Origin of the sequence: Pseudoalteromonas sp. CO342X (genome assembly GCF_004208915.1) — a bacterium.
GTDB lineage: Bacteria > Pseudomonadota > Gammaproteobacteria > Enterobacterales > Alteromonadaceae > Pseudoalteromonas > Pseudoalteromonas maricaloris.
In genome coordinates this window covers 54,899-77,183 of sequence record NZ_SGPH01000018.1, presented here as the reverse complement: position 1 = coordinate 77,183, position 22,285 = coordinate 54,899, and the positions used below count along the sequence as shown (strand labels likewise).

The window sequence follows — 22,285 nt, the reverse complement described above, 5'->3', positions numbered from 1 at the left end:
AGCGTCGATGATAGTGTGGATTACCCATGTGAAAGTAGAACATCGCCAGGGCCAAATAAGAGAAACCCGTTGCAGCAGTGCGACGGGTTTTTTGCTGTTTGGGATTTAGAAAACCTCGCGAGATGAACTCACTCCTACCACAGTATCAGCACAGTGTAACATGTTAGGAGGTGGTTTACCCGCCGATAGGTTGCAATGAAGTTCCGGCAAAAACCATGTACATAAAAACCCGTTACAGCAATGCAGCGGGTTTTTTGCTATTTGAGGTATAGAGAATTGAGATATAAAACCTCGCAAGCCAATCAACACATCGCGAGGTGAACTCGCTCCTACCACAGTATCAGCACAGTGCAACATGGTGGGAGGTGGTTTACCCGCCGATGGGTTGTAATGAAGTTCCGGCAAAAAACCATGTACATCAAAACCCGTTACAACACTCGCTCCCACCAGATACACAGTGTTAGCTCTCATTGAAGTTTTGTATTCTTTCTTTAATTTTAGTGCTAGAAATTCCTTGGGTATAAGGGATATAAACAACCTGAATATTTTGTGGTGCTAAAGCGGCTTCCAATGCCTGCCAGCGGGGTGTGTGTTGCCATTCATCACCGCAGATCACAAGGTTTACTCTTTGTTGTGCGATCCAGTGCGCTGCTCGCTCAGTATCAGCCATTGGTGCACCGACTAAAACTGCTTTATCTACGCATGCTAATGCCTTAATAATACTTAAGCGCTCGTCTTGATCCATTATTGGCGGTCGCCCCTTACTTTTTAACGCAAAAGCATCCGGTGCGACCCCAACAACTAAGTAGTCTCCGTGTGATTTCGCTAACGACAAATACGTTAAGTGACCAGGGTGAAGCAGATCAAAAAAACCAAGCGCTAAAACACGGCACGGCTGTTGTGATTTCATCTGCTTTTGTACGAACTGCATAAGATTTTTTAAAAGACCGTCATGAGGTTTGAATTGTAATAGCACCTTAAGCATGGCATGCATTTTTTTGAAGTTGCCTTTTTTCCACTCAGTGTAGAGGTGAGAGTAGGCATAACAGTAATATAAGTAGGAATCTTGCATAATATTCGGGGCGCAGACAATGGTATCAAAATTTGCGTCAGGTATTTTCCAATCCAGCCCATATAATGCTTGTAAGATTTGTTCTGGATACTGGGGATAATAAATTTCTCCCGCAGGTGAGCTGATGCTCACAACTTGAATAGCTGAGAAGCGCGTCACTCTATTCCAAGTAAAAGGTACGTCTTGCATCCATAAACCTGATATGGTGTCTCCAGTACTTTGCTCTGTAGCATAACCGCAAAGGTCAAGCACTAAGCCTGATTGGTGGCGAAAACACCGAGGGTTTATAAGTCCATAGGATTGCGCTTCTTCGTGCCAGCCAAGATGCTGTAAATGTTCGATTGCGCTTTTCATGTGAGACCAATCGATACCAATATCAACATCTTTATCATTTTCTAAGAGTTGACCTTCACGCTCTAACCCAAGCAAAGTGCCAGCCGTAGGAAAAGCATAAAATCCCGCCTTTTTTAAGGATGATAATGCTTGTAGTAATAGGTGTAATGCATTTTCAGGAGTTAGTTTAGTTGAGCTCGCGCTTTCATGTATTGGTACTTCGGATGATTGAACTTCTGCAATGTTTGTCAGTGCGTCATGCTGCAAGCGCCATCCTAGCGCTTGATAGAAGGTTTGAGCGGCGAGTGGTAGCTGTCTGTTTTGTTGATAACTGCGAGCGAGAATATAATAGCTATCTGGTACATCTGGGTGTTTATGTAGCAGTGCCTCAAGTTGTTCAATCCATTCACTCCCGGCTTGTCTACGCTGCGCCAATTGCGCGAGATATAAAATGACCTGCTGGGTGGGCTGCTGTTGATATAGTTGCTGAAATGCTTGCTCTGCTGCTTGATCTTGGCCCGAAGTAAAATACTCGATGGCCTGTGTCATCTTTCTATTAAGTTGTGACTGTTTAATTGCTGTGTCTTTCTGCATCGAGTAAATACCTTGTTGTGCTGCTTTTAGTTTTTGTAGTCACAGAGTCCATATTTTGATGACCCACTTTAATGGATTTGATGTGTTTAATGTGAAGTCGCTAGCGGTTTTATACTTCTGCACGCTCGGGCATTTTGCCAACCGGCGGAAGCTCCACTATGATTACTTTAAATCAGGAAATCGGAGAGCGAAAGTGCTACCAGTTTTAATTATTGTTTCTTCTCTGACAGTACTCGCCCCTGATGAATTGTTTAAGACATTACAGGTTATTCAAGATTTAAACATCTCTAACCCAACACAAGCAACTCGAGTATATGAAGCAGCGTTACCCAAACTTCCAGAACAGCCCTCTAAAGGTATCTATGAGTTACATCGCGCCGGTTTAGAAGCTGCAATTAAAACAAACGATACGGTCAGAATTCGTGAAATAGTAGCGCTATTTTCCGACAATACTGAGTGGCTTGCGTATTTGCAGTCCGAAAAGGGGCAAATTGCAAATTACCTCGCGATTTATTATCGCCGGATCGGTAAGCCTGCGCTTGCGCAAAAAAACTATGAATGTGCTCTTAAGTACTCAACTCACGAGCAAAGGCCACTTATCGTTAATAATCTTGCTGTTTTATATCGAACAACAGGGCAGTTAGAAGAAGCAATCAATATTTTAGCGCCGGCATTGTCTGAGGTGAAGGATGAACAACTGGAAGCGGCACTTAACAATAACTTAGCTAATGTTTATTTTGATATGGGTAAGTATCAGCATGCTGCAAGACTATATAGGCAAGCTTTCCTCTATCATCAAACAGCAGAGCAAGCTTACGAAGCGAGCTATACGGGGTTAAATTTATTAAATGTTTATTTGCTTGCCAATCAGTGGAAAAACTTTAGGCGCTATATGAATACAGTGAAAACTCAGCTAAGTGCGGTAGAGGATAAAGAATTATCTATTGTGTTTACTTGGCAGGAGCTAATTTTTCAAAAAAGTAGAAATGGCATACAGCCAAATGCAGATCAAGTAGAGTTTCTTATTTCGACTTTACCCATATTGCTCCAAAGTGATTACGGCAGCAATATGGAGAAGTATGTTTATACATTGCAACTCCCAGAATTGATAGCGTCATATAATACGTTACTGTCTGAGCAGCAAAAAGTGGCCGCCAGTGTATCGACGGATACTTCGTTACCGGAAGTTGCGCTATCTTGGTGTGAACACTAATCCATCACAAAAAACTATTACCACAGCACTACTCTTTATACTTTGAATAGTAGATGTAGTCAGGTGGGGCTGATAAATAATGAGTACCTTTGACTCAACCATCACAGAGTAATACCAATTTACTTAATTAAGTGGTCTATTTTGAGGCAAAAAAAATCTTGTCGTTAGCCCGGCAAAAATTTTGCTATTTAGTTGTTCTAAATGATAAATTTTTAACACAGCTAGCGTCAGATTTAATTCCTCAAATTGAACAAGTATTAAGTCAAATTGGTATAACATCAAAGGTCAAAAGCGAGTTTAGAGTTAGAAAGTCCACGCTAGATGTAGCTGGGGAACAGATTCATTGGTATCTGTGCCAAGTTTGTTACGCCAATATTGCCATTCAACCCCTAACATTAACTGATTGTCAGGCATACCTACCGCGTTGCCTAGATCCCATTGTAGAATTGGCTGCGCGAGCAACCAGCCTTTTACGTCATTACCCAACTCGTTTTCTCGCTCGCCAATATATTCTACGTGACCTGTGAGATAGAACTTCTGCTCGCCAATTGTAAAGGGGTAACCCCAAGCGAGATCTATCATCCAGCTATCACTTTCTTTAGGCGCACCGCCATGACTAATACCTTGGCTATCGTCTTGATAAAGTGTGAATGTAGAAGAGAAAAAATTGAACCCATCAAAATTCCAATTTACTTTGACACCAGGTAAGTATTTAATCACCTTAGCGTCTCCGGCTGCATTGAAACCCATGGTTAAGCTAACGTCAGCTATGGCGTCGAAAGAAGACTTAAAGCCTGCAATCTTTGACATCGAGAAGCTCGAATACCACTCGCCATAAAAGTCACCGTCTTGGTAACCATCACTAAAGTCATCTTTGCTGTAATCGATAAAGAAGAAATTATCGCCGTAGCGATATCCAGACGCATGTTGTAATGAGTAAACCGTTGCCGTTGCTTCGTTTCTGGTAAACGGGTTTTTGAAATCACCGCGGTTTATATGTAGTTGCGTTGTACTCCAATCAGCAGCATAACTAAATGTGCTAAAAGCGAGTGAGGAGGAAATGATGAGCGTGTTGATTTTCATTTATTAATTCGGATAGCGTTAAAAATGAAAGTATAACAAAAGCGCCCAAAGTTGGGCGCGTAAACCGAATAAATTATGCTTTATTTCTTCTTAGGCAGATAACGGTAATGGCGGTGAAAGCCAAAATGAAACAGTAATAAGAAGAGCTAGATACGTCCCAAGGGCTGATTTTAAACGTGGCCCCGAGTAACAGTGCTTGTGCACCATAGGGTAAAGAGCCTTGCATAACACACGCAAAAATATCTAATAAGCTTGCCGAACGCTTAGCTGAGATCTTTCCATCTTCAGCCAGTTTTTTAGCAACAGGGCCTGCAACTATGATACTTACTGTGTTATTTGCGATACACAAGTTACTTGTTAGCACGAGTGCAGCAATGCCGAGTTGATCAGCAACTTGACGGTGCCATTTTGCGATAATGCTGGTAATTTTTTGGATCTGTTTGGCTAAAAAATCTAGGCCGCCATTGATACGAATAAATTCAGATAAACCACCAATGAACATCGACAGCAAGAAAATCTCCTGCATATCACTAAAGCCTTTATAGATATCGTTTAAGAACGCAGCGCCTTGATAGTCACCGGCAAAACCCATACAGCCAGCAAAAACGATACCACTAAAGAGCACAACAAAAACATTGATACCAATCACCGCCAAGGCCAAAATAAATGCGTATGGTAAAACTAATAACCAATCAAACGGCTTGGTTTCTACAACCTGCGGCTCTGGGGTTAAAAACACCAAGAGTAAAACAGTCAGCAGCGCAGCTGGTAGGGCTATTTTTAGATTCTCTCTAAATTTATCTTTCATTTCACAGCCTTGCGTTCGCGTTGCTGCAATTGTGGTATCGGAAATAATAGATAAGTTATCGCCAAACATTGCGCCCGAAACGATGGTACCAGCCATCAGTGCCGGATCAATTCCGGTTTTCATCGCGACGGCAACAGCAATAGGTCCAATTGCACCAATTGTGCCCATGGAGGTTCCCATTGCGGTAGAGACGACAGCAGAAATAAGAAACAAGCCGGGTAATAAAAATGCCGGAGGAATAAGTGATAAACCGGCGTTAACCACAGCGTCAACACCGCCAGTGGCACTTGCAACCGCAGAAAAAGCACCTGCTAATAAATAGATGAGGCACATGGTGATAATATTGCTGTGTCCAGCGCCTTGAATAAAAGTTTCGACACTGCGGTTGATGGTATCTTTATTAAGTAAAAAAGCGAGAACGATGGCTGGTAGAATCGCGACAGGAGCTTTTAATTGATAAAACGCATAGTCAACGCCTTGCGATTGCAAATACAATCCTGCGCCAAGAAAAATCCCTACAAAGGTCAACAGCGGCAATAATGATAGTTTCGCCTTTGTTTGATTGTAATTTGGTTGCATAGCACTCCCCAACAATAAAGCACAGCCAATAACCAGCTGTAAAACCGCACAACACACCTAATACCAATTGTATTAATTCTCCAACCAATTTGAAGGGGGAACTAGCATATTAGCGTCGTTAAAAATTTCTCATTTAGAACAAATGAATAGCAAAATTTTTGCCTAGCTACTAAAGCTATTTCTCCGCTTCAAAATAGCCCATTTACTTAATGCAATTGGCATAAGATGAAAATCTCTCAACTTCAATAGGTGAGCGAGCGCGGCAGTTTATATGTTTAGACGTCTAAAGTCTAATATTTTATTATTTTCAACTTAACTGACTATGACACACAGATACGGTAAACTCTACTCCCGCAAAAACACACTTCTATTATCCGGTTAGCCATCGTTGCTGCCTTTTGGATAATCAACATCGCAAATAAAAAAGGGTAACGTATGACAAGAATAGGTATTTACGGTGCGAATGGCAGAATGGGGTTAGCATTGATTGAAGCCTGTTATTTGTCGCGACAAGTAGAGCTAGCCAACGCTTTTGTACGAGATAATTCACAATATCTTGATAAAGCAGTTAATCAATTGCAGCCTCAAGCAGACGCAAATATCTGTTTTAGCTCCGAGCAAAGTAAGCTTGAAAATATTGACGTGTTAATAGATTTCACTTTGCCAGAGGGCATGAAGCAGCATTTATCAGCTGCAATTGCTGCTAAAAAACCGATGGTGATCGGTACTACTGGACTGACAGCAAGTGAAATGGCGCTGTTGGTCGAAGCCGCAAAAGATATCCCAATTGTGTTTTCTCGCAACTATAGCGTTGGCATCAACCTGCTGCTTAACTTAGTACAAACAGCCGCACAAAAGCTGGCTGACGACATGGATATTGAAATTTTCGAAGCGCACCACCGCAACAAAATCGACGCACCCTCAGGAACTGCACTCGCTATCGGAGAGGCGATTGCAGAAGCAAAAGGCTGGCAACATGATGAGGTTGCGGTTTACGACCGAAGTCAGAGCCACGAAGCGAAATCTCAACAAGAAATCGGTTATTCGGTCCTCAGAGCGGGAGATATAGTAGGTGAACATACGGCTTACTTCTCGACAATGGGGGAAAGGCTCGAATTAACACATAAAGCAGCGTCGAGATTGACCTTTGCGTCAGGTGCTGTACGGGCTGCGCAGTGGTTAAAAGATAAACCAGCAGGCCTTTATGATATGCAAGATGTGCTAGATTTAAAGAAGTAAGTATAACATTTTGAGGCTTTAAAGCAAAAAAAGAGTTTAATGGCTTATTTTTATAATTTTTGTGATTTGTATTAGACGAAAAGGCATTCATGCTGTAGACTATAACGAATTTGCCAAAATTTTAATAACTGCGTGTTACCAAGCGCTTTGTAGACGGGATGTTGAGCGTTTTGCTTTCGCCCGTTTTTTACTATTAGGAGGTTAACTTGACTAAATCCGCTCTGTTAGTCCTTGAAGACGGCACGGTGTTTCGCGGTACTGCTATCGGTGCTGACGGTATGTCAGTCGGTGAGGTGGTATTCAATACGTCAATGACGGGGTATCAAGAGATCTTAACGGATCCTTCATACGCGGAACAAATCGTTACGCTTACTTACCCACATATCGGCAACACCGGTACTAACAGCGAAGATGAGGAAGCGGACAAGATCTGGGCAAAAGGCCTAGTGATCCGTGACTTACCACTGCTTGCGAGTAATTTCCGTAACGAACAATCATTGAGTGATTACTTGAAAGAACGCAATATCTTAGGGATCGCAGATATTGATACTCGTAAACTAACTCGCATTTTACGTGATAAAGGCGCTCAAAACGGCTGTATCATCGCAGGCGACGAAGTAGACGAGCAAAAAGCGCTAGAAGCGGCGCAAGCATTCCCTGGCTTGAAAGGGATGGATTTAGCAAAAGTAGTAACAACAGAATCTCAGTTTGAATGGCGTGAATCGAGCTGGACTCTAGGCGAGGGCTTTAAAACGCTTTCTGCTGAAGAAGAAAAATTCCATGTTGTTGCATACGATTTTGGTGTGAAAAAGAACATTCTTAGAATGTTAGTTGATAGAGGCTGTAAGTTAACCGTTGTTCCAGCAGAAACCTCCGCTGCTGACGTACTTGCATTAAACCCTGATGGTATCTTCCTATCAAATGGCCCTGGCGACCCTGAGCCATGTACTTATGCCATTGAAGCAATCAAAGCATTTTTAGAAACAGATACACCTATTTTTGGTATTTGTTTAGGCCATCAGTTATTAGCACTCGCTTCTGGTGCGAAAACAGTAAAAATGAAGTTTGGTCACCATGGTGGTAACCACCCGGTTAAAGACTTAGATCGTGATGTCGTGATGATCACTGCACAAAACCACGGTTTTGCTGCTGACGAAGCAACGCTTCCTGATACGCTACGTGCAACGCACAAGTCACTGTTCGATGGCACACTGCAAGGTATTCACCGTACTGATAAGCCAGCGTTTAGCTTCCAAGGTCACCCTGAAGCAAGTCCTGGTCCACATGATGCGGCACCGCTATTCGACCATTTCATTGAATTAATGCAATCTCGCAACGCTTAATTAGACCGGAGTAATAATGCCAAAACGTACCGACATAAAAAGCATTCTGATTTTGGGCGCAGGCCCAATCGTTATCGGCCAAGCATGTGAATTCGATTACTCTGGTGCTCAGGCCTGTAAAGCGCTTAGAGAAGAAGGCTATAGAGTTATTCTTGTTAACTCTAACCCTGCGACTATCATGACTGACCCTGAAATGGCGGATGCAACTTACATCGAGCCTATTCACTGGGAAGTGGTAGAAAAGATCATCGAAAAAGAAAAGCCTGATGCGGTGCTGCCGACTATGGGTGGCCAAACAGCTCTTAACTGTGCGCTAGACCTAGATAAGCACGGTGTGCTTGCTAAACATGGCGTTGAGCTAATTGGTGCGACTGCAGATGCAATCGATAAAGCAGAAAACCGTGAGCGTTTTGACGCGGCGATGAAAAATATCGGCTTAGAATGTCCTCGTGCTGAAATTGCACACTCAATGGATGAAGCGCACGATATCTTAACTCGAATCGGGTTCCCATGTATTATTCGTCCTTCATTCACGATGGGCGGCACCGGTGGTGGTGTTGCGTATAACATGGAAGAGTTTGACGAGATCTGTACTCGTGGTCTTGACCTGTCACCAACAAATGAACTGCTTATCGATGAAAGCCTATTAGGCTGGAAAGAATATGAGATGGAAGTGGTTCGTGACAAAAACGACAACTGTATCATCGTATGTTCAATCGAAAACTTCGACCCAATGGGCGTACACACTGGTGACTCAATCACAGTTGCACCAGCACAAACGCTAACTGATAAAGAATATCAAATCATGCGTAACGCCTCGATGGCGGTACTTCGTGAAATTGGTGTTGAAACGGGTGGTTCAAACGTTCAGTTTGGTGTTAATCCTGTTGATGGCCGTATGGTTATCATCGAGATGAACCCGCGTGTATCGCGCTCTTCTGCGCTTGCGTCAAAAGCAACGGGCTTCCCGATCGCTAAAATCGCAGCCAAGCTTGCCGTAGGTTATACGCTTGATGAGCTTCAAAACGACATCACAGGTGGTGCAACTCCAGCATCATTTGAGCCGTCAATCGACTACGTAGTGACTAAGATCCCTCGTTTTAACTTCGAAAAATTCGCAGGTTCAAACGACCGTCTAACTACGCAAATGAAGTCGGTTGGTGAGGTAATGGCAATTGGTCGTAACCAACAAGAATCATTACAAAAAGCACTACGAGGCCTAGAAGTGGGTGCTACGGGTCTGAACCCAATCGTTGCACTTGACGCGCCAAACGCAAAAGAAACGATCATCCGCGAATTACGCGAGCCAGGTGCTGAGCGTATTTGGTATATTGCTGATGCGATGCGTCACGGTATGTCTGTTGAAGAGGTATTTGAACTCACGAAAGTTGACCCTTGGTACCTAGTGCAAATCGAAGACATCTTAAAAGATGAAGCGACAATCGCTGAAGTGGGCATGGCAGGTCTAAACAAAGACTTCCTGCGCCGCTTGAAGCGTAAAGGTTTCTCAGATGCTCGCATTGCCGAAATCGCAGGCGTATCAGAAAAAGAAATTCGCAAGAAGCGTCACCAGCTTGAAATTCTGCCTGTTTACAAGCGCGTAGACACATGTGCTGCAGAGTTTAGCTCAGACACTGCTTATATGTACTCAACGTATGATGAAGAATGTGAAGCGAATCCTTCTGACAAAGACAAAATCATGGTTATCGGTGGCGGTCCTAACCGTATCGGTCAAGGTATCGAATTCGATTACTGCTGTGTACACGCAGCCCTTGCTATGCGTGAAGATGGCTATGAAACTATCATGGTTAACTGTAACCCAGAGACAGTTTCAACAGACTACGATACGTCTGATCGCTTATTCTTCGAGCCAATTACACTGGAAGACGTGCTAGAAATTGTCCGTGTTGAAAAGCCAAAAGGCGTGATCGTTCAGTATGGTGGTCAAACTCCACTTAAACTGGCACGAGACCTTGAAGCGAATGGTGTGCCAGTGATTGGTACTTCTCCTGACGCTATCGACCGCGCAGAAGACCGTGAGCGCTTCCAACAGCTTGTAGAGCGTCTAAACCTACTACAACCAGAAAACGCAACGGTAACCTCACTAGAAGAAGCGGTTGCTAAATCACAAGAAATTGGCTTCCCACTGGTTGTTCGTCCATCATACGTACTTGGTGGTCGTGCAATGGAAATCGTGTACGATGAAGACGACTTACGTCGCTACATGACAGAAGCGGTGTCTGTTTCTAATGAAGCGCCAGTACTACTTGACCGTTTCCTAGATGATGCAATTGAAGTAGACGTAGATACTATCTGTGACGGTGAGAACGTTATCATTGGCGGTATTATGGAGCACATTGAGCAAGCAGGTGTTCACTCGGGTGACTCGGCCTGTTCATTGCCTGCACACACGCTGCCGCAAGATATTCAAGACGTGATGCGTAAGCAAGTCCGTGATATGGCGTTGGAACTAGGTGTTGTTGGCCTGATGAATACCCAGTTCGCGGTGAAAGACGGTCAAGTTTACTTGATTGAAGTTAACCCGCGTGCTGCTCGTACAGTACCATTTGTTTCAAAAGCAACAGGTGTGGCACTTGCAAAGGTTGCTGCACGTTGTATGGTTGGCCAGTCTCTTGAAAGCCAAGGTGTAACGAAGGAAGTTATCCCTCCATATTACAGTGTAAAAGAAGTAGTATTGCCATTCGCTAAGTTCCCAGGTGTTGACCCAATGCGTGGTCCAGAGATGCGCTCGACGGGTGAAGTGATGGGTGTTGGTGAAAACTTCGCCGAAGCATTCGCAAAAGCCCAATTAGGTGCATCAAACACTTTACCACGTGGCGGCCGCGCGCTACTATCTGTGCGCAATGGTGATAAGGCACGCGTAGTTGAACTAGCTAAGACAATGAAAGCAATTGGTTTTGAGTTAGATGCAACGAATGGTACGGCGAAAGCGCTTGAAGAAGCGGGTATTGAAGTACGTCGCGTAAACAAAGTATTCGAAGGCCGTCCTCATATTCTTGACCGCATCAAGAATGGTGAGTACAGCTATATCGTTAATACTACCGAAGGTCGCCAAGCTATTGAGGACTCGAAGGTGTTACGTCGTGGTGCACTTCAGCATAAGACTAACTACACCACTACGCTAAATGCAGCGTTTGCAAACTGTACAGCGAATGAAGCTGACGACAGAAGTTCTGTAAACTCTGTTCAAGAACTACACCAGCGTTTGAACTAAAAAGAACAAGGCCAGAGCGTCAGCTCTGGCAATGAGTGAGATACTTATGCAATCAATTCCGATGACAGTACGAGGCGAAGAATTGCTTCGTGATGAACTGAATCATTTAAAAAAAGTTGTTCGCCCGAAAATCGTTGCAGATATTGCAGAAGCGCGTGAACACGGTGATTTGAAAGAAAATGCTGAATATCATGCTGCACGTGAGCAGCAAGGTTTTTGTGAAGGCCGAATTCAAGAAATTGAAGCTAAACTGTCAACAGCGCAAATCATCGACGTGACCAAAATGCAGAACAACGGCAAGGTTATTTTTGGTAGTACTGTGACTATTGTGAATGTAGATACAGACAAAGAAGTAACTTATCGTATCGTTGGTGACGACGAGGCCGATCTTAAGAACAACTTGATTTCTGTTAATTCACCGATTGCGCGTGGATTAATCGGTAAAGAACTAGATGATACAGTGAATATTCAAACACCAAATGGTGCTGTTGAATATGAAATCATTGAAGTTGAATACAAGTAATCCTTTCTTTTAAAGCCCGCATCCGCGGGCTTTTTACTATAACAGTCTTAACTGCTTTTTATTTTTACTTTTTCTGCTGTAATGCAGTGTAATTGCCATTTTTCTAAATTCTTATAGCTTTGTTTGATGCCTATGTATTTTTGGAACAAACATTTTTAGGAGAAATGGATGTCATTTGAAGTCGATCAATTCAAAACAGAAGGGTTTGAATTGTTTATATCGAGTTGGAAATCTAAGTTGGCAGGCGCTGGTGCGCGGGACCTCTCCCTGAATCAACATTGTTTTTGGCGTACCATGCGTAGTCGCTGTGCGATTGACCTTAGTAAGCAGAGTGAGCTTTTGCAAGGGGTGAGCTTAGCGAGATACGATACCTACCTTATTCTTACTGCTTTGTTGTATACCAACAGCTTATATGCAAGCTCTGATTTAATCATTGGTTATAACCTGCCAGGCCACTTTTTTACCAGTGAAAGCTCAGAAGCTCGACACAGTTTTTCTCGTGAGTTACTTGATTCGCTCAAGCTCACTCAGCCCTTGTTTTTGGTTGATGAATATTTTGAAAATTTTGAGTTCAATACGATTGCTTATGACAAGCTCAATGAGGCAAATCCCGTTTGGCACGATATAAGCAGCGAATTAGGCACTTTACCCAGTTTAGTAAATACCACCCGCTCAGAGCACCAGCTGTCCTTGAACCTATTACACTTTGTACCGAAGCTTTTCTCTGGTAAGCAGCTTGCCGAGCAACTAAATTATTTAACCTGAGCTTCGAATAATATTGCCTTTCTAGCAGCTAGTTTTAGCGCTAACTGCGTTGAATTCACTGCCACTAGCCAGCTATTGGTGCGTAAATTCGCCTGGTTATCCCTAAAACTGTCTGACTAGATAAGGGGATAATTTAATGTGCTATTAAAAACAATGAGTTGGCTCATTCCTTATTCAAACCTCAGGTTATTTAGCTGAGATAGCGTAGGGGTCATACACATCTGACATAGTTTGAAACGAATTTGCTTTAGACTTTTAGTGCGAGCTTGTTACACTCGGATTGTTCCCAAAACCAATCAGGCACCGGTTCATAAATGATATGTTAGTATGAGCCGGTATCTTTATCAGGAGAATAACCATGAGTTTATTAAAAAGCGCATTGTTTAAGACGTTGAAAAATAAGTCTACTCAGCAAGTCGCTTCAGTGGTATTGGATAAGGCTATGAAGCAGGGAAAAGAATACCTAGATTCAAGAAACACCAGCAGTGGTAACGATACAGATGAGTTGCTGTTAGGGCTACAGCATTTATTAGCACAAAAACCAAATGACGGTGTTTATTCAATCACGCTATCCACTTATCGAGTGAGAGTAAAAATCACTTCTGGCGCCATTTCCCATATTGATAAGATCTAATTTATTCCACTCACTATAAATTTTTATTCCTTCTTTTCGTCAATTGGTTGGACTTTTAATCATAAAGATCAACCAATTGGGTGAATTTATAACCAACGACCTTCCCCCTTTGGATACCCGCTTTTAAGATTATGGTGGCTTTTCCGTCGAGCCACTATTCCATAAAGTTATATAAAATATATTGTATACATTGTAATTTTAGTGTTAAAAACCTATAACCCAATCGGGTTTGGATACACAACAGGAAAGGTAAATGATGAAAATTACAAAACTCACTTTGGCGCTATCTGCGCTTACAGCAATAAATTCAGCCAACGCACATCAAGAATCACAGCGACTCTTTAAGCCGCTCGATGCATCGGTTCAAGTGGAAACGAACATTTCCCATGGCCATGAGCACAAAAATTTGCATGATAGAGCACCCGTTGCACATACACCAACTAGGAGCATGCCGCTGTTATCTGCTAAACACACGCAGTTATTGCAAGCGATGGCAGTAAGCCAAAGTGAAGCGATTGCTGCATGTGATTTAAATAGCTTAGCAAGTGCGAGCAGTAGCCAAATTGTTACTGAAATAAAGCAACAGGGTACGAGCTGTATCAATGCTTTGTTCTCCGCTGACAGCAGCATCCAAACACAAGTATTCACTTCAGATAAAATGTACGCTGCGGCGCAAAATGCCAAATCGCTTTCGCAAAGCTATTCAGGCAACGGCAGTGCCGACCTCGAAACGCTTTATTTATTTATTCGCGCTGGCTTTTATGTTGAGTTTTACAATGACCAGGTGACTTTTGCTACTTGGGTTAAGCCTGCGGTGAAAGATGCGTTGGATGCTTTTGTTGGTAATAGCCATTTCTACGACGACAATGATGCTCATGGTAAAGTACTCGGTGAGGCTATTACTACAATGGACTCATCGGAACTACAGGGGCACTATCTGCCAGTTGTAAAAGCATGGCTATCTAAATGGAATGAAAGTTACGCTCAAAAGTGGAATATGCGCAGTGCGGTAAACGGCATTTTCACTATCTTATATCGAGGTCAGTGGAATGATAACTTTGTCGCTTTGGTTAAAAACGATCAACAATTGGTGAGTTTACTAGGGAGCTTCACCGCACAAACTTGGATGGTAAATTCAGACTCTGAATATCTAATCATCAATGCTGCGAGCGAATTGGCTCGACTTAAATTATACAATGATGCAGCTATTCAAGAGTCAGTCGACACGCAATTAACCGCTTTATTCTCGCGTTATAACAGTTATGGTTTTGGCGATGGTGTCTGGTTAGCTGCGGCTGATGTCGCGACCTATTATGCTGATTGTGGCCAGTTTGGTATTTGTAATTTTGATAAAGAACTTGAGAGCAAAGTACTTTCTCAACAACATAGTTGTAGCGATACAATAAAGATTAGAGCACAAGCACTCACCGCTCAGCAATTGACTTCAGCGTGTCAAACCATGGAAGCGGAAGAAGGGCGATTCCACACCATGTTGGAAACAGGCCGCTTACCGGTTGCCGATGATAACAATGATTTTCTGCAAGTGAATATCTTTAATAGCAGTGCAGACTATAAAAAATATGCCAAAGCCATTTTTAAAATCAGCACCGACAACGGTGGTATGTATTTAGAGGGTAATCCTAGCGATGTGAATAACGTTGCTAATTTTGTTGCATACGAGGCCAGTTATGCAAAGCCGGATCATTACATCTGGAACTTAGAGCATGAATACGTACATTATCTTGATGGGCGTTTTGATCTTTATGGTGACTTTAATGCTCCGACTAAGCCTATCGTTTGGTGGAGTGAAGGGGTGGCTGAGTACATTGCAAACCTCAATGATAATCAAGCCGCAATAGATACAATCAAAGATGGCTCAGTATATACGCTAGCCGAAATATTCAGTACGACGTATGACGGTTTTGACCAAGATAGAATTTACCGTTGGGGTTATTTAGGGGTGAGATTCCTATATGAAAAACACTTTGATGAAGTGCTCGCAATGCGACAGGAAACGCGACAAGCAAATTGGAATGCGTACCAAGCCCGTATGGACCGCCTCGCATCACAGTATCAATCAAAGTTTGTTCAATGGTGCAACGAGCTTGCTGCTGGTGGTCAGAATAACGCACCTACTTCAGAGGTTAATGGGCCATACTCCGGTGATGTTAATCAAGCGATACTATTTTCAAGCCAAGGTAGTGTCGACCCTGATGGTGATGTACTCACTTATCTGTGGCGTTTTGGTGATGGTAGCCAAAGTAATGAAGCCAATCCCACGCACAGTTATGTGCAAGCAGGCGAGTATCAAATTAGCTTAACGGTGAGCGATCCTAGCGGTTTGAATCACACTAGTAATACAGTGGCTACTGTAAGCGCAACGACTTCAAACAAACTACAGTCTGGCGTACCTGTCACGGTTGCGGGCGAGCAAGATGAACAAGTTGCATTTTCAATCGATGTCGCTGCTGGCACTGATAAATTAGTCATCAGCACGTCAGGAGGTACAGGTGATGCCGATCTTTACCTTAAGTTGGGCTCGGCGCCAACGTTCAGCGAGTATGATTGCAGACCATATCAATCCGGTAACGAAGAGGTATGTGAAATTACTACACCTGCCGCTGGCACCTATTACATTATGCTGCATGGTTATAATCGCTTTGAAAATGTGCAGTTGTTAGGAGAAATCGTAACAAATTCAACAATAGAGGACGTATGTCAGTCGCAGGGTAGTGTCTCTAATGGTAGATTAGCAGCGGATGAAACAATTTGCCTTGGAAGCCAAGAGCCGATGTGGTTTAGCCTTGAGAATGTAAGTGGTCAACAATCTGTGGTGATCAAAACAGCTCATGGTAGTGGTGATCTTGGGCTTGAATACAGCAATGCAGGATGGCCAAATGGAACTAATGTGGATGCAAGCTCGTTCAATCAAGGTAACCAAGAGTGCATTGAGATAAGTGCGCAATCTGAATATTGGGGATACTTGAAAGTGTCAGGCGCACCAATGGGGGCTGCGCTGAAAGTGTCTTATAACAAAGATGGTTGTCAGTAATTGCCTAATACTAAGGCAGACATAATGAAAGTAATAAAACGGGTGATAGAGATCACAGTTATTACTTGTTCATAATTTGTTTTTGTTATATTTTTGTAAAATAAGGGGCCTTTGGTCCCTTTGCTCATTTAAAAACATGTGAAAGGAATTAACCGATATGCCGAGAAGGAGCTAGGCTGTAGTTTTAGACTGTATTAAAAGTTTAGGTTAGACACGAGGCACTCAGTGTTAAAAAAGTACTTTATTGCCATTTCCACTTGGTTAATGGTGGCCTTTTCAGTGACAGCCGCTGAAACCCAAATTCTCTACGTATATCATCACAAGCCGCCCTATATTATTGATCTAGAATCGCAAAAAGGTCTTTATTTTGATTTAGCAAAACTGATTAATGCCGTGCAAAAAGAGCTGCAGGTAGAAGTACGTTTTGTACCACGTAAACGCTTAGATAAGCAGCTTGAGCAGCAAACACTCAAAGGATTTATTTTAGGGGTAAACCCAGCTTGGTTTGATGACCGCAAAAAACAAAAGTATTTGTGGAGCGGCCCGTTAATGTATGACACGGACGAATTCGTCTCGCATGTAGAGCAACCGTTTGAATATTATCACCCAAGCTCATTGTACGGTAATCAAGTTGGCGCCATTGCTGGGTACTACTATCGCCACTTGGACCAAGGAGTGGAGCAAGCCAATATCCAGCGAGTGAACGTAAATTCCGAAGAAGCACTATTGGAGATGATCCTCAAAAGGCGGGTGAGCATTGCCATTGTCAGTCGCTCTACGACAGAATATCTTATTGCTAAAAATGGTTGGAAGCGAGTGTTCCACTTTTCTCAAAATCCCCATGAAACCTATTTTAGAGCAATATTGGCGCCTAAAGATTCAGCATCGGATTTTGAGGCGCTACAACAGGTGTTAGATTCCAAGCCTTTCAAAAAGCAACTGGTGAAATTGCTTAAAAGCTACCATCTTGCTTATTGAAGTAAGGGGGAAAGGAGCGTAGTTATTCTGATTTCAGGTTAGATACATCGCTCCGGTACTTTAGTGATTACCAGCAATTATTACCAACTACCCGTGTTTTCCATTGACTGCCAAGGCTCAGCTGAAGGCAATGCATCACCTTGTTGGAGTAATTCGATCGAAATGCCATCTGGAGATTTAACAAATGCCATGTGACCACAGCGCGGTGGTCGGTTGATCACCACACCGGCATCTTGCAGCTTTTGGCAAAGTGCATAGATGTTTTCTACGGCAAAGGCCAAGTGGCCAAAATTACGACCACCAGTGTATTCTTCCGGATCCCAGTTATAGGTAAGTTCGATAGTAGGAGAAAAGCTTTGCTGCGCCTGCTCAACTTGATCAGGGGCGGCGAGATAAATTAAACTAAAACGGCCTTGTTCACTGTCATAACGTTTCACTTCAACGAGACCTAAGAGGTCGCAATAAAACTTCATGGATTCATCAAGATCACGTACTCGTACCATAGTATGTAAGTATTTCATTATGTATTCCGTTTAGACTCTAGTCAGCAAATTTTAAAGTGTTACACATCAGATTGAAAGGTCAACAGACCTCTAGCATCTAGATGAGCGGATAAAAAAGTAATTGATTTCTGGTAATTTTTAGCACTGCTAGTTAAGCTTTTGTGAGATTGAGAATTAACGATTCAAAAGGGCGCTCAATGATGGCAGAACTTCCTGAAGTAATAGATAGCATGACAGATATCGTTTCGTGTTTAAACACCAGCGAATCTTTGGAGCACTTCTTGTTGAATGTGCACTGTATTGTGCAAAAAATTACTTACGCAGACAATTTCTATGTGGTTTTGCAAAGACAAGATGGCGAGTTTGAATTTCCCTATTTCCATGACGTCAAAGACAGTATTTCGCTCGAGGAATTAAATAGCCTAACTAGCACAGAAATAGACAAAACGCTTACTAGTTATGCGCTGCGCTCTGACAGTGTAAAGAACTATTCTGAGCACGCTTTGATGGCACTGACCGAGAAAGGGGTTATTGAAATGTTAGGCAGTTTCCCCAAGCAATGGCTGTGCTTTCCGCTAATCAATCGCGACAAGCATTTAGGCGCGTTTGTGATCCAATCCTACCGCCGTAACGATGAATATTCAGAAGCCATGGTGGATTTGTTGTATACCGTCAGTCATGTTATTGCCTCTGCGATGGATGCATTTGCAAACCAGCAAGCGCTCATTGAAGCGAATACAGCCCTGAGAACCCATGAGCTTGAATTGGAAGCAATGGTAGAAAAGCGCACCCATGAACTTAGTGTGAGTTTAGAAGAATTAAGAACAGAGGTCGAAAAGCGCAAATCACTTCAAGAAAAGCTAGAGTTTGACGCCTACCACGATAATCTTACGCAACTGGCGAACCGAAAATACCTTTTTAACGAGCTGAATAAAATGTCTGCTCGCTCGATGCGACAGCCGGTAAATGTGTATTTAGGGTATCTCGATTTAGATAACTTCAAGCCGATTAATGATAATCACGGTCATCATAGTGGTGACGAGGTTTTGGTACATGTAGCAAGACGTCTACAAGAAGCGTTACGAGAGTATGATTTTGTGTGTCGTATTGGTGGAGATGAGTTTGTCTTTGTGATTAATGAAAAAATTGCCAGAGACTTGCTTGAAAGCTTAGCAAATCGCCTTTTGAGTGTGATAAATGAAGATATCTTGCTTACCAATGGGGAGTTGGTCAATGTTGGGTGTAGCATCGGTATGGCGGTTTCTGAGGGCGTGGAATTCAGTGCGGAATCGTTATTAAAAGTAGCGGATCAAGCGCTATACGAGTCTAAAGGAAAGGGCAAGAATCAGGTCTCATTTAGCTTCAAATAACACTGAATATAAGATTAATATTTTGTTATTTATCATGTTTTTATAAAATTTCATGATATTGCTCGTTGCCCTTTGCTTTAAGCAGATGATTGATTTAGGATCAGGCTTTATAGTCAGAAAAACATGGACATTATGATCATCAGGCTGATCCTTATTGCACTGTTTTGTTTTGCTATGACGGCAAAAGCAGTAGAAGTTCAAAATTTATATGAAGCCTCGCTGAGTGTTAGCGACAAATCTCGCGCAACGCGAGCGCAAGCGAGCCAACAGGCATTATTAAAAGTGTTGCAAAAGCTCACAGGTAAAGCCGATGATTTTTCTCACCCTTCTATCCAAGCGAGCCTTAAGCGCATCTCAGATTACATGCTGAGATATGAATATTATGATCGACAAGGCGTAACCAAAATTAAGGTGGAGTTTGAGCCTGGTAAGGTCGAAGATCTAGTCAGAGAAGCTGGCCTACCGCTTTGGGGTAACCGCCGTCCTATGGTCGCGATTTGGATGGTGATTGAAGATAACTTCCGCCGAGAGTTTGTTACGCAAGAAAGTTACCCTCAACTCGAACGCCTGATTTATGACACCGCAGACGAATGGGGCGTGCCAGTGGTTGTTCCTTTGATGGATCTTGAAGATCGCAGCAATGTGAGTATCGCAGAGGTGTGGGGAAACTTTTCTAACGAAGTAGAAGATGCGTCATTGCGTTATGAGGCGGAGCGAGTTATCACCGCACGCTTGTTCCAGCCTCCCCATACAAATTCTTGGCAGCTAGACTGGCGCTACACTGATGCCGAATATTTTGAGCCTGAGCAATATGTTGGTGACAAGCAGCAAGTTATTATTGATATGGTGAACCAGTTATCTAGCACCTTAGCTCAGAAATATGTTATCGATCCTAATCTCACTTTAGAAGCCCATCGAACTGAAATTGTGGTTGAGCAATTACAGTCATTTACGGATGTAGAAATGGCGAAGCGTCGTTTGCTATCTATGAGTACCGTGGTGGATGTTGATGTGATCTACCGTGCGAAAACAGCTGTGAAATTTGCGATTGAACATACCTCAAGCGTATCAGACTTGCGTAAAACCATTGCATTGGAGCAAAGCTTTAAGGCGTACGAAGACCCGAGGGCCTATTATCAAATCGCAGACGACAACAACCTTAAATACAATTGGGTGGGTAAATAGGATGGAATCGCCACGTCAAATGGCGTTGCCAGTGACGCTGCCTGATGACGAAACCTTTGCCTCGTATTTTGGCGGCGAAGCTTCATTGGAAGTAAGCCACTTAAAAAATGGTCTTGCCCGTCGTTTAACCGGATTTCAGTACACTTATCTGTGTGGGTTGGCAGACTCTGGCAAGTCGCACTTGCTTTATGCCACGTGCATTGAAGCGCAAGAGCTTGGACTCTCGACTATTTTATTGTCGATGCGAGAAGTGTTGGATTTTGGTCCGTTAGTGTTAGATGGGCTCGATGCATTGGATGTAGTTTGTATAGACGATGTGCATTTGGTTGCAGGAGATGAAGCGTGGGAAAAAGCCTTATTTAACTTTTTCAATCGCTTTAATGAAAAAGGCAAATGCCTTGTGGTTACTGCCGATCTGTTGCCCAACATGCTGAATTTGTCACTGCCAGACTTAGAATCGCGTCTAACCTGGGGAACGACCTTTCAGATCCGCTCTATGAGTGATGATGATAAAGCCGAAGCATTAGTAAAAAGAGCACACATGCGTGGCCTTGAGCTCTCCGATGAATGTGCGCGATTTTTGCTCACGAGATTGAGTCGTGATATGCGTGCGTTACTTGATGTATTGGATAAACTCGATCACGCATCCATGGCTGCGCAAAGAAAGTTAACAATTCCTTTTATAAAAGCCACTTTAAAGCTGTAACAGGGCTAGAATATCGCCTTGCAATTCAGTTATCATAAGAGATTAAATAACAGCAAATTACCTCAGCAAAGATCAGGTAGACAATGAATTTAGAAAATATTTTAGCGCAAGCGCTTGAAGCCGTTGAGCAGGCAAGCGAAATTGCGCACCTTGAGGAAGTTAGAGTTAACTACCTTGGTAAAAAAGGTGAGATCACAGGTCTTCTTAAAACGCTAGGCAAACTAGCACCAGAAGAGCGTAAAGATGCAGGTCAAGTGATTAACCAAGCTAAGACCCAAGTACAAGATGCGATTACGGTAAAACGTGAAGCGTTAGCCAATGCAGCACTTGAGCAGAAGCTAGCAGCTGAGACGATTGATGTGACGTTGCCGGGTCGTACAATGCCAGCTGGTGGCCTTCACCCCGTTACTCGCACCATTGAGCGTATTGAGCAGTTTTTTGGTGAGCTAGGATTTGCTGTTAAATCTGGCCCTGAGGTTGAAGATGACTTTCATAACTTTGACGCGCTAAATATTCCAGAGCACCACCCAGCGCGTGCCGATCATGATACTTTCTATTTCAACCCTAAATTGGTACTACGTACACAAACCAGTGGCGTTCAGATCCGTACTATGGAAGCTGAGCAGCCGCCTTTGCGAATTATCTCGCCAGGTCGTGTATACCGTAACGATTACGATCAAACACATACGCCAATGTTCCACCAAGTTGAAGGCTTGATGGTCGACACTAACGTGAGCTTTACAGAACTTAAAGGGATTTTGCACGATTTCCTACGCAACTTCTTTGAAGAAGATATGGAAATTCGCTTCCGTCCTTCATACTTCCCGTTTACAGAACCTTCAGCTGAGGTGGACGTAAAAGGTAAAAATGGTAAATGGCTTGAAGTACTAGGCTGCGGCATGGTGCACCCGAACGTACTGCGCTCGGTAGGCATTGACCCTGAAAAATACACTGGTTTCGCCTTTGGTATGGGGGTTGAGCGTTTGACGATGTTACGTTATGGCGTAACTGACTTAAGAGCTTTCTTCGAAAACGACTTAAAATTCCTAAACCAATTCAGATAAGAGCGA

Annotated in this window: 17 protein-coding genes; 13 read left to right on the top strand and 4 right to left on the bottom strand. The window is 43.0% G+C overall.

From position 1 onward, the window contains the following. Positions 1 to 460: 460 nt before the first annotated feature. Positions 461 to 1,999 carry an adenylyltransferase/cytidyltransferase family protein gene (locus EXT47_RS09960; protein ID WP_130126514.1) on the bottom strand — a complete coding sequence of 513 codons (1,539 nt, stop codon included), beginning with the start codon at positions 1,997 to 1,999 and terminating at the stop codon, positions 461 to 463. Positions 2,000 to 2,192: 193 nt separating this feature from the next. Here EXT47_RS09960 and EXT47_RS09955 point away from each other — a divergent pair, with 193 nt between their 5' ends. Beyond that, complete coding sequence (locus EXT47_RS09955) at positions 2,193 to 3,212, top strand: tetratricopeptide repeat protein (RefSeq protein WP_240701605.1); 1,020 nt, start codon at positions 2,193 to 2,195, stop codon at positions 3,210 to 3,212. Between the two features lie 303 nt (positions 3,213 to 3,515). Here the strand turns inward: EXT47_RS09955 and EXT47_RS09950 are convergent, their stop codons facing one another. Beyond that, a complete protein-coding gene (locus EXT47_RS09950) occupies positions 3,516 to 4,295 on the bottom strand; it encodes a nucleoside-binding outer membrane protein (protein WP_039495515.1) in 780 nt (259 codons plus the stop codon). Between the two features lie 73 nt (positions 4,296 to 4,368). Then, complete coding sequence (locus EXT47_RS09945; protein ID WP_130126513.1) at positions 4,369 to 5,682, bottom strand: Na+/H+ antiporter NhaC family protein; 1,314 nt, start codon at positions 5,680 to 5,682, stop codon at positions 4,369 to 4,371. A 435-nt stretch (positions 5,683 to 6,117) separates the two neighbouring features. Between EXT47_RS09945 and dapB the strand changes: the two genes are divergently transcribed. From dapB to EXT47_RS09905, 8 genes are all read left to right on the top strand, one after another. Then, a complete protein-coding gene (gene dapB, locus EXT47_RS09940; RefSeq protein ID WP_130126512.1) occupies positions 6,118 to 6,921 on the top strand; it encodes a 4-hydroxy-tetrahydrodipicolinate reductase in 804 nt (267 codons plus the stop codon). Between the two features lie 206 nt (positions 6,922 to 7,127). Beyond that, on the top strand, positions 7,128 to 8,264 hold the full coding sequence (gene carA / locus EXT47_RS09935; protein ID WP_010377970.1) for a glutamine-hydrolyzing carbamoyl-phosphate synthase small subunit: 1,137 nt from the start codon (positions 7,128 to 7,130) through the stop codon (positions 8,262 to 8,264). A gap of 16 nt (positions 8,265 to 8,280) precedes the next feature. After that, positions 8,281 to 11,499 (top strand): carbamoyl-phosphate synthase large subunit, encoded by a 3,219-nt coding sequence (gene carB, locus EXT47_RS09930; RefSeq protein ID WP_130126511.1) that lies wholly within the window; start codon positions 8,281 to 8,283, stop codon positions 11,497 to 11,499. Between the two features lie 46 nt (positions 11,500 to 11,545). Further along, entirely contained in the window at positions 11,546 to 12,022 is a 477-nt protein-coding gene (greA, locus tag EXT47_RS09925) for a transcription elongation factor GreA (RefSeq protein ID WP_010377973.1), read from the top strand. A 168-nt stretch (positions 12,023 to 12,190) separates the two neighbouring features. Beyond that, positions 12,191 to 12,787, top strand: a complete 597-nt coding sequence (locus tag EXT47_RS09920; RefSeq protein WP_039495520.1) for a hypothetical protein — start codon at positions 12,191 to 12,193, stop codon at positions 12,785 to 12,787. Positions 12,788 to 13,145: 358 nt separating this feature from the next. Beyond that, positions 13,146 to 13,421 (top strand): hypothetical protein, encoded by a 276-nt coding sequence (locus tag EXT47_RS09915; protein ID WP_039495521.1) that lies wholly within the window; start codon positions 13,146 to 13,148, stop codon positions 13,419 to 13,421. Between the two features lie 253 nt (positions 13,422 to 13,674). Continuing rightward, entirely contained in the window at positions 13,675 to 16,473 is a 2,799-nt protein-coding gene (locus tag EXT47_RS09910) for a collagenase (protein ID WP_130126510.1), read from the top strand. A gap of 225 nt (positions 16,474 to 16,698) precedes the next feature. Then, entirely contained in the window at positions 16,699 to 17,451 is a 753-nt protein-coding gene (locus EXT47_RS09905; protein ID WP_039495523.1) for an ABC transporter substrate-binding protein, read from the top strand. Between the two features lie 80 nt (positions 17,452 to 17,531). On the opposite strand, the gene EXT47_RS09900 is transcribed toward EXT47_RS09905, so the two are convergent. Continuing rightward, positions 17,532 to 17,972 carry a VOC family protein gene (locus EXT47_RS09900; RefSeq protein WP_130126509.1) on the bottom strand — a complete coding sequence of 147 codons (441 nt, stop codon included), beginning with the start codon at positions 17,970 to 17,972 and terminating at the stop codon, positions 17,532 to 17,534. 179 nt (positions 17,973 to 18,151) lie between these two features. Between EXT47_RS09900 and EXT47_RS09895 the strand changes: the two genes are divergently transcribed. The 4 genes from EXT47_RS09895 to pheS all read left to right on the top strand — a co-directional run bounded on the left by EXT47_RS09895 (position 18,152) and on the right by pheS (position 22,279). Next, on the top strand, positions 18,152 to 19,324 hold the full coding sequence (locus EXT47_RS09895) for a sensor domain-containing diguanylate cyclase (RefSeq protein WP_130126508.1): 1,173 nt from the start codon (positions 18,152 to 18,154) through the stop codon (positions 19,322 to 19,324). A gap of 123 nt (positions 19,325 to 19,447) precedes the next feature. Next, on the top strand, positions 19,448 to 20,509 hold the full coding sequence (locus EXT47_RS09890; protein ID WP_130126507.1) for a DUF2066 domain-containing protein: 1,062 nt from the start codon (positions 19,448 to 19,450) through the stop codon (positions 20,507 to 20,509). A gap of 1 nt (position 20,510) precedes the next feature. Then, on the top strand, positions 20,511 to 21,215 hold the full coding sequence (gene hda / locus EXT47_RS09885) for a DnaA inactivator Hda (protein WP_117332898.1): 705 nt from the start codon (positions 20,511 to 20,513) through the stop codon (positions 21,213 to 21,215). Between the two features lie 83 nt (positions 21,216 to 21,298). Then, complete coding sequence (pheS, locus tag EXT47_RS09880) at positions 21,299 to 22,279, top strand: phenylalanine--tRNA ligase subunit alpha (protein ID WP_010604038.1); 981 nt, start codon at positions 21,299 to 21,301, stop codon at positions 22,277 to 22,279. Positions 22,280 to 22,285: the final 6 nt, after the last annotated feature.

Excerpts from the sequence above, each read along its gene's own strand:
- hda (WP_117332898.1), top strand. The coding sequence starts at position 20,511 with ATGGAATCGCCACGTCAAATGGCGTTGCCAGTGACGCTGCCTGATGAC.
- EXT47_RS09915 (WP_039495521.1), top strand. The coding sequence starts at position 13,146 with ATGAGTTTATTAAAAAGCGCATTGTTTAAGACGTTGAAAAATAAGTCT.
- dapB (WP_130126512.1), top strand. The coding sequence starts at position 6,118 with ATGACAAGAATAGGTATTTACGGTGCGAATGGCAGAATGGGGTTAGCA.
- EXT47_RS09920 (WP_039495520.1), top strand. The coding sequence starts at position 12,191 with ATGTCATTTGAAGTCGATCAATTCAAAACAGAAGGGTTTGAATTGTTT.
- EXT47_RS09900 (WP_130126509.1), bottom strand. The coding sequence starts at position 17,972 with ATGAAATACTTACATACTATGGTACGAGTACGTGATCTTGATGAATCC.
- EXT47_RS09945 (WP_130126513.1), bottom strand. The coding sequence starts at position 5,682 with ATGCAACCAAATTACAATCAAACAAAGGCGAAACTATCATTATTGCCG.
- EXT47_RS09890 (WP_130126507.1), top strand. The coding sequence starts at position 19,448 with ATGGACATTATGATCATCAGGCTGATCCTTATTGCACTGTTTTGTTTT.
- EXT47_RS09910 (WP_130126510.1), top strand. The coding sequence starts at position 13,675 with ATGATGAAAATTACAAAACTCACTTTGGCGCTATCTGCGCTTACAGCA.
- greA (WP_010377973.1), top strand. The coding sequence starts at position 11,546 with ATGCAATCAATTCCGATGACAGTACGAGGCGAAGAATTGCTTCGTGAT.
- EXT47_RS09960 (WP_130126514.1), bottom strand. The coding sequence starts at position 1,999 with ATGCAGAAAGACACAGCAATTAAACAGTCACAACTTAATAGAAAGATG.
- carB (WP_130126511.1), top strand. The coding sequence starts at position 8,281 with ATGCCAAAACGTACCGACATAAAAAGCATTCTGATTTTGGGCGCAGGC.
- EXT47_RS09895 (WP_130126508.1), top strand. The coding sequence starts at position 18,152 with ATGATGGCAGAACTTCCTGAAGTAATAGATAGCATGACAGATATCGTT.
- EXT47_RS09950 (WP_039495515.1), bottom strand. The coding sequence starts at position 4,295 with ATGAAAATCAACACGCTCATCATTTCCTCCTCACTCGCTTTTAGCACA.
- pheS (WP_010604038.1), top strand. The coding sequence starts at position 21,299 with ATGAATTTAGAAAATATTTTAGCGCAAGCGCTTGAAGCCGTTGAGCAG.